The sequence below is a fragment of the Paenibacillus faecis genome, from assembly GCF_008084145.1.
In the GTDB taxonomy this organism is placed as follows: Bacteria; Bacillota; Bacilli; order Paenibacillales; family Paenibacillaceae; genus Fontibacillus; species Fontibacillus faecis.
The window spans coordinates 455,005-470,860 of sequence record NZ_VSDO01000003.1; the positions used below are offsets into that span (position 1 = coordinate 455,005).

Genomic DNA, 15,856 nt, shown 5'->3' on the forward strand with positions numbered 1-15,856 from the left:
CATCTCCTTATTGTTGAGGCGTTTTTATGGATAACGCGAGGGTAACTCAACAATAGGAGATGTCTTCTTTTTTGTCTGCGAAATTTAATGCAACGCTAGTGGAAATAGCGGTCATTTGAGGCCTTATTTTAGAGGAATAGGGCAAAAAAAACGATTTTCGAGCCCGTACCGGGAAAATAAGCCCCCTTTTGACCGCTATTTTCCCCGAAAAAGCGAATCTGGCCGAAATAACGGCCCGAAACGCCGCTATTATAACGGGCGGCAAGAGGGATAGCGGATAGGCCGCACCCTGTCGGGGGTTTAGTGCAACGACAGTCCGGGCCGCAAGGCCGCTAACTTCAGGCCGTGGGCCGGATTTGGCCGGCTCCTTCCTGCTGTAGCTCCGGATTTAAATGCTTCTTCCTGCTATAGCTCCGGATTTAAATGCTTCTTCCTGCTATAGCTCCGGATTTGAATGCTCTTTCCTGCTAATTCTGATTTAGCCAGCCCCAGCCTGCTATAGCCGGATTTTAGCCTTCCTCATCCTGCTATCTCCGTTCCACCCAAGCGCCGCTTTCCCGATTTCGGCTGAACTAGCGTAAAGTTTTCCGCCGATTTCCGAAGTTTTCCGCCGATTTCCGAAGTTTTCCGCAGTTTTCCGGTTTCCCGCGATCCCCCCTTTGCTTCCGGGCAGCTTCCTCACGAACAGGACGGGGGGTGGGGTAAATCCCCGCTAACTCGCGCCAAAAAAACCGCCCAAAAAGCGCGCGATAAAGCTCGCGCTTCCGGGCGGTTCACGATCAAGCGTGCTCCAGCCGCTTAATCTGCTTGCTGCGCAGCTGGCCGCAGGCGGCATCGATGTCGGTGCCGTGCTCGAGGCGGATGCTGCAGCTGACGTTTTGCTTCTTCAGCGCATCGTAGAAGGCCAGCACGGCTTCCTGATCGCTGCGCTGATATTGGCTGTGCTCATCGACGGGGTTGTACGGAATGAGGTTCACATTCACGTACGGCCTCCGGTCCCCGATGAGCTCCGCGAGCTCCAGCGCCTGCTCCCGCTGGTCGTTCACTTCGCGCAGCAAAATATACTCCAGCGTAATCCGCTGATTCGTTTTCTCCAGGTAGTAATCGATAGCCTGCATCAGCGTTTCGATCGGAATCGCGCGGTTGATCTTCATGATCCGCGTGCGCAGCTCATTGTTCGGCGCATGCAGCGATACCGCCAGGTTGACGCGCAGGTTCAGATCCGCGAACTCCCGGATCTTGTCCGCCAGGCCGCTCGTCGAAACGGTGATATGTCTCGGTCCGATCGCCAGCCCTTTCGGATCCATCACCGTCCGCAGGAAATTCACCAGATGCGTGAAGTTATCGAACGGCTCGCCGATGCCCATCACCACGATGTGGCTGACGAGCTCCCCTTGTCCCGATTCGTCCAGGAACAGCTGGACCTTCATGATCTGCTCCGCGATCTCGCCGGAGGTCAGATCCCGGCTTTTCTTAAGCAATCCGCTGGCGCAGAAGCTGCAGCCGATATTGCAGCCGACCTGCGTGGTCACGCAGACGGACAAGCCGAACTTGTGCCGCATCAGCACCGTCTCGATCAGGTTGCCGTCGGCCAGCCGCAGCAGGAACTTAACGGTCCCGTCCGCGGACTGCTGCTTCGTATGCACTTCCAGCGTTTGCAACGAAAAATGCGCCTCCAGCAGCTCGAGCGTCTCCGGCCTAACCTCGCTCATTTCCCCGAAATTTCTGGCCCGCTGCCGATAAAGCCCTTCCCATACCTGCAAGGCGCGCGATTTCTTCTGCCCATGCTCCTCCAGCCAGGTACCGAGCTGCTCTAAAGTCAATCCATAAATGGATGGTTTATTCATAGTTCTGCCTCTTTCTATGCGCAAACTCTGCAATGGTTCAATCTGTTCTATTGTCCCAAATTTTCAATATGAACACAAGCAAGTTTCACGTGGCAGATTCTATAAGTTAAACTATTGATTTACTCGTAAGCCAGCCGTGTGAAATGTTCTTTCCGATCACTGCCTGCCCGCGCCTGCGGCCGTTTCGTCTTTCCGGCCCTCTCCCATCGGAAGCGTCACCGTGACGACCGCGCCGCCGTCCTCACCCCGGCTGGCCGCGATCTCCCCGCCATGTTTGTCGACGATGGTTTTGGCAATATAGAGGCCAAGGCCCGCATGTCCCTTGCGCCGGCTCACGCCCGTTCCGCCCTGGTAAAAGGCCTGGAACACCTCCGCCTCCTTACCCGGCTCAAATCCGGGGCCATTGTCGGCCAGTACCAGCTCCAACCGCTCCCCGCCGATCCGCGCGGTCAGCCGGATCTCTCCCCGCTCCGCAAACCGGAGGCTGTTGGAGACCAGATTGTCCAGCACCTGCGAGAGGCGGTCCGGATCGGCAAGCAGTTTGGGGCTTTCCGGAGTTTCCCTGGCATCGGTCATCCGGCATACGAACCGGACGCCTTCTTTTTCGCACCAGGATTCATATTCACCGGCCTTCTCCTCCAAGTACTCCGCGGGATCGAACGCCACCTTGCCGAGTTGAAAAGAGTCCTGCTCCAGCACCGCCGTCTGGTTCAAATCCCGCACCAGCTTGACCGCCCGATCGACATTCGCCTTGATGACATGCAGGTATCGGTCGAACCGGTCGATATTCCGCCGCCTCGCTTCCTCCAACCCTTCCACGTGCCCCTGAATCACAGTCAGCGGTGTGCGGATATCATGGGCCAGGGCCGCGATCATCTCTTTGCGATCCTTCTGCAGCTTCCACTCCCGGTGAAGTGAATCCGCCAGCTCCTTCCGCATTCGCTCGAACGCTCCGGTCAAGTCGCGGATCTCCGTAATCGTCCCGCCCTGCGTCAACGTAAATTGCAAATCCTGCTGCCGGATGTGGCCCGTTGCGGTGATCAGCTGATCGAGCGGCCCCTTGATTTCCCGGTCAAAACGGCGCACGAACAGAATCGTAAACAGAACGATATAAACGAAAGGAATGCAAAGGAAGAGGGGAACTCCCGCTTTGACCAACAGGGAATCCGAAGCGCGGATCGGCGTGACTTTCAGCTTGTAGGACAACAGGAGGGCCCCGCCCATTTGATCATGCCCGTCAAGCAGCGGGACATATTGGATATAGTCGTGTTCCGATCCCCGCGCGACCTTGTTTAAACGTTCCATAAGCTTCGCCGGCGGCACATCCGACCGATCCGGGTAAGTACCGTAGAGAAACTCCCCCGATTTGTCGACCACTTTATATTTGAACCCCTCCGGCGGAATCACGGCATCCAGCTCGGAAGCCGCCGCGGGATCGAGCACACGTCCCCCCTCCTCCCATAAGCGTTCCTGGATGCCGGGAATCATCCGCTCGTAATAATTCTCGCTATTGACTCTCGATTGCCCGATCAAGAGCATGACGCACCAGGTCAGCAGCGTGCAGACGAGGCTTAACGTCAAAATCCAGACGATCATCCGGTGCAGCCGGGTACGAATCGATACGGGCTTCATTTCCATTTGTAACCGACTCCCCACACGGTCTGAATGTAATTATCATCCGGCGAAACGGCCTGAAGCCGCGCCCGGATTTTTTTGATATGCTCCGTTACCGTCGAGTCGTCCCCGTCGGCTTCCAGGCCCCATACCCGTTCATAAATATGCTCCCTGGAAAAAACATGCCCCCGATTCAACGCCAGCAGCCAGACGATCTCGAACATCTTCGCGGTCAACTCGACTTCCTCGCCCCGAATCCGCACCGTACGCCGGTTATAGTCGATCGTAAGATCGCCGAACCGGAGAATTTCCTCCTCGCGGGATTCCGATTGGCGGCGCTCCCGGCGCAGATGGGCGTGAACGCGGGCTTTCAGCTCGGACAGGCTGAAGGGCTTAACGAGGTAGTCGTCCCCTCCGACCACCAGACCCTTAATGCGGTCCGCTTCCTCCTGGCAGGCGCTCAGAAAAATAATCGGCCCATGCACCGCAGACCTGATCCGCTCGCACACCTCAAAGCCGTTCATGCCGTCCATCATGACGTCGAGCAGCACGAGCTGCGGTCCTTTTTCGGCCTGGCGAACCGCCTCTTCTCCGTTCCGTGCCGTCAACACCTCATAACCTTCATCCTCCAGCGCATCGCGTAAAAAGGACACGATGTCCGCTTCGTCATCTACAATCAACACCGTTGTGTCCGGCATGTCCATCACCTTTTTCTTCTAATCGTATCGTTTAATTCTAACAAAATCATAACCCGTCGGTTACGAACTTTTCTTCGCGCCGCAAAAATTTTATACTGGTCCTAAAGCATCGCCTGTCCCACAAAGTAGAATCCCAAGCAAAGGAGCTGTTCAAACATGGTCGTAGTAACCAACCGCATCCGCGTCAAAAAAGGCATGGCCGCCGCCATGGCTCCCCGGTTTACCGCCCCCGGTCCCCTGGATACGTCCAAAGGGATCGTCAAGGTGGAGGTGCTGCTGACGCAGAACCTGAGCGATTACGATGAGTTGAACGTCAATACGTATTGGGAAACGCTCGGAGATTTTGAAGCCTGGAAGAATAGCGACGCCTTTAAGGCCGCGCACCAGCGGCCCGCGTCCGGGGCATCCGGCGCATCTGGCTCAGGAGAGGACGCGAAAAAAGAATCGCCGATTCTGGGCAGCGAACTGATCATCTATGAAGTGGCTTCGGTCAAGGAAATCGGCTAGACGCACGTGAAAAAGGCTGACGGGAAAAGTTCCCGTCAGCCTTTTGTTGTTGTTTAAGCAGGCGTTCCGTATTAATCCCGGCTGGCCGCCAGCTTGGCAAGCAAGCGGATAATCTCCAGATACAGCCATACCAGCGTGACCATCAGGCCGAACGCGCCGTACCACTCCATATATTTTGGAGCGCCTTGCGCTGCGCCGTTCTCGATAAAGTCGAAGTCCAGCACGAGGTTCAGCGCGGCGATGATCACGATCACGACCGAGATACCGATGCCGATCCAGCTGCTTTCATGCAGGAACGGAACCTGCATCCCGAAGAATCCCAGGATGAAGTTGATCAGATACACCAGCGCGATGCCGCCGGTAGCCGCAACGACACCCAGCTTGAAGTTCTCCGTCGCCTTGATCAATCTCGTCTTGTAGGCGATCAGCAGGGCGAAGAACACCCCCATCGTCAGAAGGATGGCGTTCAGCGTAATACCCGGTTCGATCCTTTGTTCAAACTGAGCCGAGATGGCCCCCAGGAACATCCCTTCCGCAACCGCGTAAACCGGCACCAGGAACGGCGCGGCCTTTGGCGCGAAGCTAACGATCAAGGCCAGAATCAGCCCGACCAGGGCACCGCCGATCGCCATTGGGACCACATTGTAGCCGTCAAAATACAGCATCCATGTGCTAAATGCGCTGCCGAGAAGGATGATCAGCGTAATAAACGCCTTGTTGACGGTTCCTTCAATCGTCATCGCGTTCATTCCGGAGAACGTCCCCGCTCTCTCGAATGTACTTTCTTTCAAAGTAGGATTACCACTGCGTCCGATCAAGCAAAAATCACCTCATTTATGTATTTGTAATCATAATACCACAATTTAGGAAGATAATTAGAACTGATTTTGGGACAACGCAAATATCGGCCGGGAGGGGAGAACGCCTTAGGTAGCTGAGTTCCGGCATGGCCGTTTTGTAACAGGCGGAACCCCGGGAGGCGCTGCAAAGGTGGCCAAGTTCCCTCTCGGTTCGCTCATTAGCGGGAAAAACTCCTGTTAATTTGGCGATTTCGGCTGGATTCCAGCATTTAGCTGGAAAAAAAGGAGCTAATTTTGCGCGCAAGGCCAGTTTGACGGGAGGGCGACTAAAATAACGGGAGATTTTCCAGCTAATTTTCCGCTCTAGCCATTCTATTCAAAATTAGCGGGAGGTTTTCCTGTTATTTTTAGGGGAAGGAAGGCCGAACCGAAAATGGATGTGGTCAGCACCGCCAAATTCGCATATACTTGTTTCATAAGAGACGAAGAACGTCCCGTTTTACTCCACAGGAGTGAGGCGGGGCGTTTTTATTTTTTTGCGAAAGGATGTATGAAAATATGGATTTCGAGGAGAGTCACGCGTCATGGCTGGGGCACCACTTATCGGCTAGAAGCGGCGAGCGCAGGGGGCGGCTGGAAAGAGGCCATCTTCATGCGGAAAAACGCTTCCTGCAGCAGGTATGGTGGCCGCTTCGGGGGAATCTTGATCAGCTTCATCCCGAGTATGAGGTGCCCGATTGGCGGGGGAGGTCGTATTTTGCCGATTTCGCCTGGCTGCCGGGCTATGTCAAGTTGATTATCGAGGTTAAAGGTTACGGCCCGCACGTCAGGGAGATGGACCGGCTAAAATACTGCCACGAGCTGAACCGGGAAACCTTCCTCTACGCAATGGGCTATCATGTGCTTTCGTTTGCCTACGATGATGTGGATCAGCGCCCCGACGTATGCCTGACCCTGCTGCGAATGGTAATAGCCCGGCTGCAACCCGTCCAAGAACCTGCCAAGCGTGCTCTATTCGCCGAAAAAGAGTTGATCCGCCTGGCGGTGCATTTGGACGGCGAGATTCGGCCGAAGGACGTGGAGCGCCACTTCACCGTGGATCACAAAACCGCGGTACGCATGCTCCGCAAGCTGTGCGACAAAGGCTGGCTACATCCCTGCGCCCGCGGAACCGGCCAACGGCTGGTGCGGTACGGCCTCGTACGCGGGATGCTGGAATACCTGGATTAGGTATTGCGCGAAGGGGCAAACCGCAATTAGCGGGACAAAATCCCGCTAATTTACCCGCCAGGCGCCCCTGAGGGCCAATTAGCTGGAATTTCTCCAGCTAAATTTGCCTCAAAGGAGCGCCTGGGCCGATGGCGAGCTTAAATAACGGGAGATTTTCCCGTTATTTGAGCCCGCAACGGCTTAGGCGCGAAATTAACGGGAGGAAATCCCGTTAATTTCGCTGCCGGCAAGAGCTGCGCGGGGCGGGCGGGCTTCTCCCGCGCAGCATCCGGTGCCGCACGGGCGGGCGGCCAGGCCGGACGCGGTCAGAGCAGGAAGATGGCGACCAACGTGGTCGCCGCCAGCCCGGTCAGCACCGGCACCAGGTTGCGCCGGGCGAGCTCGAACGGGCTGACGCCGCAGATCGCGGCGGCCGGGATCAGCGCCCACGGGATCAGCGTGCCGCCGCCGACCCAGATGGCGGCGATCTGGCCGAGCGCCGTCAGTGTGGCGGCGTCGGTTTGCGTCGCGACCGCGAACAGCTGCGCGACCGACCCGGCCAGGGAGATGCCGGAGAAGCCGGAGCCGTCGAGGCCGGTGATCGCCCCGACCGCCGCCAGGGTGACGGCGCCGGCGGCGCCGTTCAGGGGGACGCTCCCGGCCAGCGCGGCCCCCAGGTCGTTGACGATCCCGTGCGAGCCCGCCGGGAGCGTCTCCCCGAACAGGTCCGTAAACGCGGAATCGCCGAGATAAAAAAACGCGGCGATCGGGATGACCGGACCGAACACCTTAAAACCGAAGACGAAGCCGTCGATGAGGTAGGACGTCGTCTTTTCAAGCCCCCTGCCGCGGTGCGCCAACAGGGCGACCGCGATCAGGATCAGCACGGCGGTGCCGCCAACAAGCGCCGTGGCCTGCCCGCCCTGCAGATCCAGCCAAAACATCGCCACCACATCGGCGAGAAAAAGAAGCGGGATCAGCAGGGCGAGCGTTTTTTTCACGGGTCCCGAAAGCGAGACCTGCTCCGCCTCCTGCCGTTGCCCGCGCTCTCCCTCCCCGCTCCCGGCTTCTCCGCCGCTCAATCCGCCTGCCGCCCCGGGCTCCGCGATCTGTCCGTCGCGCCACGTCCCCCGCTTCTGGTCGCGGCGCATCAGCCAGTAGGCCATGACCGTGGTCACCACGCCCATCACCGCCACCAGCGGCACGCTCGCCGCCATGACCTCGCCGGCCGACAGTCCCGCCGCGTCCGCCGTCAGCTTCGGGGCCCCCTGAATGATGTAGTCCCCCGACAGCGCAATGCCGTGGCCGAACAGATTCATCGCCACCGCGGCCCCCAGCGCGGGGAGGCCGACCCGCAGCGCGACCGGCAGCAGCACGGCCCCGATTAAGGCAACCGCCGGGGAGGGCCAGAAGAAGAACGAAGTGATCATCATGATTAGGCCAATTCCCCAGAACGCGACGGCGGGCGTGCGGATGAAGCGCATCAAGGGCCCCAGCATCGTTTCGTTAATCCCCGTCCGAATCAGCACCCGGCTCATCGCTACCACGATCGAGATAATCATGATCGTTCCCATCAATTCTTTTGTCGCATAAATGAAAGCATCAAAGATCCCGGAAACCGAACCGCCCAGCGTCCCCGTCGCCAACAACCCCAAGAGAAAAATCCCGGCCACGCAGATGATCGTCGTATCCCTTCGCCGAATCAACAGGGCCAATATGCCGGCAATACAAGCCAAATATACGTAGTGAATCGCCGTGAGCTGAATCCCCATCCCGAACCCCATCCCTTCCCGCTCGTCGACTGGTTTTATATGCTATGCAATGGCCCGTTGGCGGGTTCGAAACGCCCGTGGCAACGCCTTAAATTTTCTTATTTAATTTTTAAAGAAAAATAATTACAAACCCAAGGTCATCCATTATGATATAAGTAAATTTTTTCGGAGTTATAACCGGAGAGATCATTCGATGTATAAGGGGAATGGGACAAGGGATGAAAAAGAAATCACTTACCAAGGTCATGACCACCGCCGCTCTGATGAGCGCGCTGTCGCTTCCGGCCTCCGCGGCGGCCGCCACGTTGAGCGACATTAACGGCTCCTTCGCCAAAGATGCGATTTTGGAGCTGGCGGAGAAAGGGATTATCAACGGAAAGGGGGACGGGAAATTCGATCCTACCGGCAACATATCACGCCAGGATTTCGCGATCATTCTCGCCAAAGCCATGAACCTTGATCTGAGCACCGCTCCCGCCACGGCTACCTTCAGCGATGTTCCAAGCTCTCATTACGCCTTTGCGGCCGTGGAAGCCGCGGTCAAAGCCGGATTAATCAAAGGTACGGGCAACGGGGAGTTCGGATTCGGACAGAACCTTTCGCGCCAGGACATGGCGGTTCTTTTCGTTCGGGCCTTGGGCCAGGAAGCCTTCGCAGCGGGGAAAGGATCGGGGCTTAAATTCAGCGATGCCCATCAAATCTCCGATTACGCCAAGGACGCCGTGGCCGCCGCCGTTGAGCTGCGCTTGCTCAATGGGACTCCGAACGGAATGTTTAACCCCACCGGATCGGCGGAACGGCAGCAGGTCGCTTTGGTCGCCTCCAAGTTCCTGAAGAAATCGGACGAGTTGAAAAATCAAACCCCGGCAACTCCTTCACCGGAGGGGACAAAAAATCCGCCCTCGGCCCAACCTCAAACCCCAGAAGCGCCGAAGCCCCAAACACCGGTATCCACCTCGGGAGGATCGAGCAGCGGAGGCAGCAGCGGGGGCGGAACCACGAACCCGGACCCCGTGACCACGGAGATGGCGCAGCCTGCCGTTTCTTTTGCCGATGGCAAAACGATCGTTCTGGCTTACGGCGAAACGCTGGATAGCCGTTATGTTCCGGCAGCGGAAGACTTTCAAATCACCCGCAGCCTGGAGGGGCAAACATCTCCGGTCGGTCTCAAAAACATCCTGATCAAGGATAAGTCCGTGATCCTAACCACGGACACCATCCTGCCGCTCGACCAATCCGCGCAGTTGACATACCGTTCCTTGTCGACCGGACGGACGATTCGCAGCGCTGCCGATAAGGTATCGCCAGCGATTTCCGCCAAGACCGTCACTTACACGGTTGCGGATCCGTCCGCTGTACTGCGGGAGCTCGTTGACAAGGCCAACGCCTTGTTGGATGGAGCTGACGGAAAGTATCCCCAATATGAAATCCAACATCTTTGGACGGCCGCTCAGGAGGCCGATGCCGAGCTGAGAGGACCCGTGACTAGACCGGAAATGGTCAAAAACTACGTGTACACGTTACAAGTTGTCATTGACCGGTTTGAAAGCTCCAAGTTCCAGCCGTTAACGGCGACCCTAAACCCTGAAGTTCCCTTTGTGCTGAACCCCGGCATCATGGGAATGGAGTATGCAATCTATCTGGCGGACGACAACGTTATAGGAAACGATCCGGCAACTTATAAATTGCGTAATATCAACGATTTTCTCAAAGTGTCGCGGGGAACCGATTCGCCAACCGCCCATCTGGTTTTCGACGAAGCGGCCGATAGCGGTCATTTCAAGATCATAATCGATGACTTTGCAGTCGGAAGTGTGAAGATCGAGTCCACCGATCCGAATATTCAAATCAGCAAAGAATCGGACCGGGTCAGACTGAGGTTATTGGCGGCCGACACCGTGACCCAGCCTTCACTCCGGTTTAACATTTACGAAACCGGCAATCCGGAGCCCGTGCAGGTACTCGAGCTTCCGATGACGCTGGATAACACGCCGCCGGCTTTCTCCGTCACCGAGAGTACGTATGGCGACGGCGTGATTACGCTCGTGGCGGACGAGCCGATTTGGGGCCCGGATCCGAACGTGACCCTGCAATATATTCCGGACAGCCTCAACGAAAGCGAATCCGCCGGACATCCTGTTCCATTCGATCGGGTGAATGACTTCACCCATAATTATCCGGCCGGCGGCAACCGGCTCATTCTCACCTTGACGGAGAACGGCAACGCGAAAGTCTCCAACCTGACATCCGGCAAATTTAAAATCGGCGTGAGCGGAATTACGGACTTTGCCAAAAACGGGAAGGATACCTATACCATCGAAATCCCCGTTCTTTCTTTCCCGCCTCGCATCTATAATTAATCGTTTATCGGAGAACGGCCCGTGAAAATTCGGGCCGTTCTTTTTGATGTCCGGACCTCTCGCGCGTTGACATTGATTTCATCGACATATATAGTTATATACATGACTATATAACTATAGAATGTTGGAAGGAGGTGACTCCGCATGAACGGCTCTTTTGACAGCGGTAAACCCTTGTTTTTGCAAATTCGCGACCGGATCGAGGATCAGATCGTCAACGGACAACTCAGAGAGCACGAGCAGATTCCTTCCACGAACCAGCTGGTCCATTTTTATAAAATCAATCACATCACGGTGTCCAAAGGAATTAATTTGCTTGTCGATTCGGGCGTTGTTTACAAAAAAAGGGGGATCGGCTTGTTCGTCGCCGAAGGTGCCCGGGATCAACTGCTGACGCAGCGCAAATCGGCCTTCGCCGAGCAATATGTGTACCCGATGCTGCAGGAAGCCGGCAAATTGGGAGTAACCGAGGAAGACCTCCTCCAAATGATCCGAGAATACAAAGGGATGTGATTGATGTGATATGGGATGTCAAATTTGATCAGGTTTACGTAAAATACGGGGGCTTTGCCGCGCTGGATAACCTCTCTTTTTCCTTGGAAGGCGGTAAAATCTACGGGCTGATCGGGCGGAACGGTGCCGGGAAAACCACGCTCCTCTCCCTGCTCGCCTCTTATATAGAGCCGACGTCGGGCACCGTGTTGGTTGGCGGGGAAGTCCCGTTTGAAAACGAGACGGTGATGGAGCAGGTGACGTTTGTCCACGAGACGGATTACCGCAATGAGACGGATACGGTAAAAGACATGCTGGAAGGCTCCAAGCGCTACCGCCCGCACTTCGATGCGGACTACGCCGCCAAGCTGGTGGAGCGCTTCGGTCTCCCGCTGCACAAAAAGATCGGCCAGTTGTCCAAAGGCATGCAGAGTGCCCTGAGCGTGACGGTCGGTCTCGCGAACCGCTCCCCCGTGACCCTTTACGATGAAGCGTACCAGGGGATGGACGCGCCGACGCGCGAAATTTTTTACCGGGAACTGCTGGAGGACCAGGCGGCCCATCCCCGTACGATCCTGTTCTCTACCCACTTCGTTTCGGAGATGGATTACCTGTTCGACGAGGTGCTCATTTTGGACCGGGGCAAGCTGCTGCTGCAGGAAAGCTATGATTTACTGATTCACCGGGGCGTTTCGGTAACCGGCTCGGCGGAGTCCGTGGATGAATTTACCCGCGGTCTGCAGGTGCTGAATGTGCAGCGGCTGGGCGGTACGAAATCGGCCATGGTTTACGGCGAACTGGACGACGGGCAGCGGCGGGCCGCCAAACAGCTTGGCCTGGAGCTCGGGCCCGTACCGCTTCAGGATTTGTTTATCCATCTTACCCGCGGGGAGGAGGTTCCTCATGAAGACGAAAACCAGCATCTCTAAAATCGGCCTGGACTTGTACCTGAATCAAATGAAATGGACGCTTTGGTATTTTGCCTTCGCTCTCGTGCTCAATGCGGTTGCCCTGTTCGGCACCTCGAGCGAAGCACATGATCCGGTTCTTTTTGCATATCGGCCGACCAAAACCTATCTGCTCATCCTCGGCATCGTCGCCGCAACATCGTTTTTGACCTTTTATGTAAAATCCGGCGTCACCCGCAAAAAGTATTTCTGGGGCACCTTGTCCGCTGCTCTCGGCCTTACTCTGACCATCACGCTGGTGCTCACGGTCGCAACCTTGCTGCTGCAAGCTTTTCCCGGCCTGAACGGCGCGGGATTACAGTCATCACAGTACCTCCTGTTCCAGGAAAACAGCATCGATGCGATTATGACCGCTTGGATCAATCTCCTGACCTTTTATCTCGCCGGTTGGCTGATCAGCGCAGGTTTCTACCGATTTAAGGGCGTCGTCCGCATGGGCTTTATCGTGCTGGCGATCGTCACGATCGGCATCACCGACTTTTTATGGCAGTATGAGTTGCGGGGTCTGATTGACCGGGTCTTCCATTGGGAGCCCTCCCTGGTGCCTGGATACGCATCATTCCTGAGCTCCGCCGTGCTGCTGAGCCTCGTTCTGTGGCTCATCCGGGGAGTCACGAGAAGGGCTCCGGTGAAGCTTAAATAAATTTGGCCCCGACCGGTTGGGAAACCGTGCATTTTTTGTTACAATGATTGAAAATCGTTGAATGCAAAGGGGATCATTATGGAATTCATCAGCACTAGGGGGAAAGTGGCAGGCATCGGTTTCATCGACGCGGTCCTCATGGGATTGGGCGACGACGGCGGCCTGCTCGTTCCGAAGCATATCCCGCATATTTCGGAAGATACGCTGGCGAAGTGGCAGCAGCTCTCTTATCAGGAACTGGCGCTTGAAATTTTCAAGCTGTATATCGACGGAGAAATCCCGCATGACGACCTGAACAAGCTCGTTAACGACAGCTATGCGACGTTCCGCAGCCCGGAGGTAACCCCGCTTCGCCGCGTGAAGGACGGCCTCCACGTGCTGGAGCTGTTCCACGGGCCGACGTTCGCTTTTAAAGATATCGCCCTGCAGTTCCTTGGCAACCTGTACTCCTATATCGCCCGCGAGAGAAATGCGACCATTCATATTTTGGGCGCCACTTCCGGCGATACCGGAGCCTCGGCGATCGAGGGCGTACGCGGCAAGGAAGGGATCAAAATCTGCATTCTGTACCCGCACGGCAAAGTCAGCAAGGTACAGGAATTGCAGATGACCACCGTGGACGACGCCAATGTGCTGAACCTGTCCGTCGAAGGCAATTTCGACGACTGTCAGCGCATTATCAAGGAGCTGTTCGCGGACGTGGCGTTCAAGCAGGAGTCCCATCTGCGCGCGATCAACTCCATTAACATCGCGCGGCTTCTGCCGCAAACCGTCTACTACTTCTATGCCTACTTCCAGTTGGCCAAGCAAGGCCTGACGGCCGGCGCCCAGGTTAACTTCAGCGTGCCGACGGGGAATTTCGGGGATATTTTTGCGGGCTATCTGGCCAAAAAAATGGGCCTCCCGATCGGCAAGCTTATCCTCGCCACCAACGAGAACAACATTCTCGAGCGCTTCGTGAACGAAGGCCTCTACCAGCCGGGTGAATTCCATATGACGTACAGCCCGTCGATGGATATCCAGGTGGCGAGCAACTTCGAGCGCTATCTCTACTACTTGCTGGGCGAGAACGCGGCCGAAGTGGCGGCCCGAATGGACGGCTTCAAGCAGGAAGGCCGAATCGCGGTAACGGATGAACTGCGAGCCCAGGTGCAGCGCGATTTCGTCGCCGCGAGCGTCGAAAATGACGACTGCCTGGCGACGATCGGACAGGTGCATGACGACTTCGGCTACCTGCTGGACCCGCACACCGCTTGCGGCGTGGCCGCTGCGGACCGCCTGGCCGGCAAAGGCGAAGTGACCGTCGCTTTGGCCACGGCGCACCCGGCCAAGTTCAATGAGGCGATCGAGCTGATTCAAATCGAGCAATCGTTCCCGCCGCAAATCCAGGCGCTGTTCGACAAGCCGCAGCACCAAAAGCGGGTCGAAGGCTCGAACGAGGCCGTGAAGGCGGAGCTGCTGAAGTTTTTCTAGCGGCGACGCAATGCGATAAAGCCGGTGACTCCCCCTTCATCTCAGGATGACTGGGGGGCCGCCGGCTTTTTTGTATGACCTGGAGGGCGGAGGCCAGGTTCGCTGCGGGTGAGGGGCCAGAGTCGGTGGGGGGCTCGCCGGTAGGATGGCCAGCGTCGCATCCGCCGGGGGTGCGCGGAGAAATTAGCGGGAAAACCTCCCGTTAATCAAACATGGCCTAGCGGCCACCGCCAGTAATGAAAATGGTACGGTCATTCACCTACTTTTCTGTTACATTTAAAGTGTGAGTCATAGGTCGGCCAAATATTGGGGATCTACCCCGTCCGTTAATCGGACCAACTGCAGCCACGAGGATCGCCGAGTGTTGCCTTGAGCACGTGTATAAATTTTCTCCTCAAAAGGTTGCATGATTCACACCCATACTGCAACTGGAGGGATAATATGGACGCGATACGCGAATGTTGTGCTGGACTGGATGTCCACCAGGAAACTGTAGTAGCTTGCCTGCTGAGCGGGCCGCTTCATAAGAAGCCCAAGTCTGTTATTGAAACATTCGGTACCACTACACGAGAGCTCTTGCGGTTACAAGACTGGCTCGTAAAGCACGAATGCACAGAGGTTGCCATGGAAAGCACAGGAGTTTATTGGAAGCCGGTGTGGAACATACTTGAGGGCACCTGTACTTTAACCTTGGCAAATTCGCAACATATCAAAAACGTTCCTGGCAAGAAGACGGATGTAAACGATGCGGAATGGATTGCGGGATTACACCGTTGTGGGCTCATCGATGGTAGCTTCGTCCCGGATGAATCCATACGAGATTTGCGGGATCTTACTCGCTACCGTCGAAAACTCATTCAAAACCTTACTCAGGAAAAAAACCGAATCCACAAAATTCTTCAGGATGCAAATATCAAACTAACCACGTTCATCTCGGACCTGTTCGGTGTTTCTGGACGTGCCTTACTGGGATCCATCGTCAACGGGGAAGTCCTTGACGTACATGAGGTACGCAAAATGGTACACACCCGGCTGAAGATGAAGGTCCCGTTGCTGGTTGAAGCACTGAATGGTCGCCTGCGCTTGCATCACCGAAACATGATCAAGCGGCACTTGGAACATATACATTATTTAGAAAAGCAGATTCAGGAACTCGAGGCTGAGATTGAATCGGCAGTAGAGCCTCACATGAGGGAAATACAGTTGCTCGATACGATTCCGGGAATTGACTTCGATGCTGCGGCGAGCATCGTAGCGGAAATAGGTACCGATATGGCGCATTTCCCAAGTGAAGCTCACTTAGCCTCTTGGGCAGGCGTTTGTCCAGCCAACCATGAGAGTGCCGGTAAAAAAAAAGAAAAAAGAACAACCGCGGAAACAAGCATATAAAGTCCGTGTTATGCCAAGCGGCATGGGCAGCGATAAAAAAGAAGGATAGCCGGTTTACAGCAGTGTACTCCCGAATTGCAAAGA

At 56.0% G+C, this 15,856-nt stretch carries 12 protein-coding genes and 1 pseudogene; 8 read left to right on the forward strand and 5 right to left on the reverse strand.

The annotated features are described in order from the left end of the window. Positions 1–779: 779 nt before the first annotated feature. From rlmN to FRY98_RS15510, 3 genes are all read right to left on the reverse strand, one after another. Positions 780–1,847, reverse strand: a complete 1,068-nt coding sequence (rlmN, locus tag FRY98_RS15500) for a dual-specificity RNA methyltransferase RlmN (protein WP_148453540.1) — start codon at positions 1,845–1,847, stop codon at positions 780–782. 156 nt (positions 1,848–2,003) lie between these two features. Then, a complete protein-coding gene (locus FRY98_RS15505; RefSeq protein WP_148453542.1) occupies positions 2,004–3,485 on the reverse strand; it encodes a sensor histidine kinase in 1,482 nt (493 codons plus the stop codon). Next, entirely contained in the window at positions 3,476–4,165 is a 690-nt protein-coding gene (locus FRY98_RS15510; RefSeq protein ID WP_148453545.1) for a response regulator transcription factor, read from the reverse strand. Before FRY98_RS15510 ends, FRY98_RS15505 begins: the two co-directional genes overlap by 10 nt. A gap of 150 nt (positions 4,166–4,315) precedes the next feature. On the opposite strand from FRY98_RS15510, the gene FRY98_RS15515 reads away from it, so the two are divergent. After that, positions 4,316–4,666, forward strand: coding sequence for a heme oxygenase (locus tag FRY98_RS15515; protein WP_148453547.1), 351 nt, complete (start codon positions 4,316–4,318; stop codon positions 4,664–4,666). A 71-nt stretch (positions 4,667–4,737) separates the two neighbouring features. Here FRY98_RS15515 and FRY98_RS15520 read toward each other — a convergent pair whose 3' ends face one another. Next, positions 4,738–5,484 carry a Bax inhibitor-1/YccA family protein gene (locus FRY98_RS15520; RefSeq protein WP_148453549.1) on the reverse strand — a complete coding sequence of 249 codons (747 nt, stop codon included), beginning with the start codon at positions 5,482–5,484 and terminating at the stop codon, positions 4,738–4,740. 540 nt (positions 5,485–6,024) lie between these two features. Here FRY98_RS15520 and FRY98_RS15525 point away from each other — a divergent pair. Next, entirely contained in the window at positions 6,025–6,696 is a 672-nt protein-coding gene (locus FRY98_RS15525) for a DUF559 domain-containing protein (protein ID WP_148453551.1), read from the forward strand. A 305-nt stretch (positions 6,697–7,001) separates the two neighbouring features. On the opposite strand, the gene FRY98_RS15530 is transcribed toward FRY98_RS15525, so the two are convergent. Continuing rightward, positions 7,002–8,447: a hypothetical protein gene (locus FRY98_RS15530; RefSeq protein WP_148453553.1), complete on the reverse strand. Its 1,446-nt coding sequence runs from the start codon at positions 8,445–8,447 to the stop codon at positions 7,002–7,004. 218 nt (positions 8,448–8,665) lie between these two features. Between FRY98_RS15530 and FRY98_RS15535 the strand changes: the two genes are divergently transcribed. The 6 genes and pseudogenes from FRY98_RS15535 to FRY98_RS15560 all read left to right on the forward strand — a co-directional run. Then, positions 8,666–10,807 carry an S-layer homology domain-containing protein gene (locus tag FRY98_RS15535; protein ID WP_170287103.1) on the forward strand — a complete coding sequence of 714 codons (2,142 nt, stop codon included), beginning with the start codon at positions 8,666–8,668 and terminating at the stop codon, positions 10,805–10,807. A 144-nt stretch (positions 10,808–10,951) separates the two neighbouring features. After that, positions 10,952–11,320 (forward strand): GntR family transcriptional regulator, encoded by a 369-nt coding sequence (locus tag FRY98_RS15540; protein ID WP_148453557.1) that lies wholly within the window; start codon positions 10,952–10,954, stop codon positions 11,318–11,320. A 5-nt stretch (positions 11,321–11,325) separates the two neighbouring features. After that, positions 11,326–12,228 (forward strand): ATP-binding cassette domain-containing protein, encoded by a 903-nt coding sequence (locus FRY98_RS15545; protein WP_148453559.1) that lies wholly within the window; start codon positions 11,326–11,328, stop codon positions 12,226–12,228. Continuing rightward, positions 12,203–12,910, forward strand: a complete 708-nt coding sequence (locus FRY98_RS15550; protein WP_148453561.1) for a hypothetical protein — start codon at positions 12,203–12,205, stop codon at positions 12,908–12,910. The genes FRY98_RS15545 and FRY98_RS15550 overlap by 26 nt, the downstream gene beginning before the upstream one ends. A 78-nt stretch (positions 12,911–12,988) precedes the next feature. Continuing rightward, positions 12,989–14,383: a threonine synthase gene (thrC, locus tag FRY98_RS15555; protein ID WP_148453563.1), complete on the forward strand. Its 1,395-nt coding sequence runs from the start codon at positions 12,989–12,991 to the stop codon at positions 14,381–14,383. 441 nt (positions 14,384–14,824) lie between these two features. Next, positions 14,825–15,780, forward strand: a pseudogene (locus FRY98_RS15560) (IS110 family RNA-guided transposase); the annotation flags it as partial. Positions 15,781–15,856: the final 76 nt, after the last annotated feature.

What these genes read in the sequence shown, in the direction of transcription:
- rlmN (WP_148453540.1), bottom strand. Translation starts at nt 1,847, where the DNA reads ATGAATAAACCATCCATTTATGGATTGACTTTAGAGCAGCTCGGTACC.
- FRY98_RS15530 (WP_148453553.1), bottom strand. Translation starts at nt 8,447, where the DNA reads ATGGGGATTCAGCTCACGGCGATTCACTACGTATATTTGGCTTGTATT.
- FRY98_RS15515 (WP_148453547.1), top strand. Translation starts at nt 4,316, where the DNA reads ATGGTCGTAGTAACCAACCGCATCCGCGTCAAAAAAGGCATGGCCGCC.
- FRY98_RS15550 (WP_148453561.1), top strand. Translation starts at nt 12,203, where the DNA reads ATGAAGACGAAAACCAGCATCTCTAAAATCGGCCTGGACTTGTACCTG.
- FRY98_RS15510 (WP_148453545.1), bottom strand. Translation starts at nt 4,165, where the DNA reads ATGGACATGCCGGACACAACGGTGTTGATTGTAGATGACGAAGCGGAC.
- FRY98_RS15535 (WP_170287103.1), top strand. Translation starts at nt 8,666, where the DNA reads ATGAAAAAGAAATCACTTACCAAGGTCATGACCACCGCCGCTCTGATG.
- FRY98_RS15505 (WP_148453542.1), bottom strand. Translation starts at nt 3,485, where the DNA reads ATGGAAATGAAGCCCGTATCGATTCGTACCCGGCTGCACCGGATGATC.
- thrC (WP_148453563.1), top strand. Translation starts at nt 12,989, where the DNA reads ATGGAATTCATCAGCACTAGGGGGAAAGTGGCAGGCATCGGTTTCATC.
- FRY98_RS15525 (WP_148453551.1), top strand. Translation starts at nt 6,025, where the DNA reads ATGGATTTCGAGGAGAGTCACGCGTCATGGCTGGGGCACCACTTATCG.
- FRY98_RS15540 (WP_148453557.1), top strand. Translation starts at nt 10,952, where the DNA reads ATGAACGGCTCTTTTGACAGCGGTAAACCCTTGTTTTTGCAAATTCGC.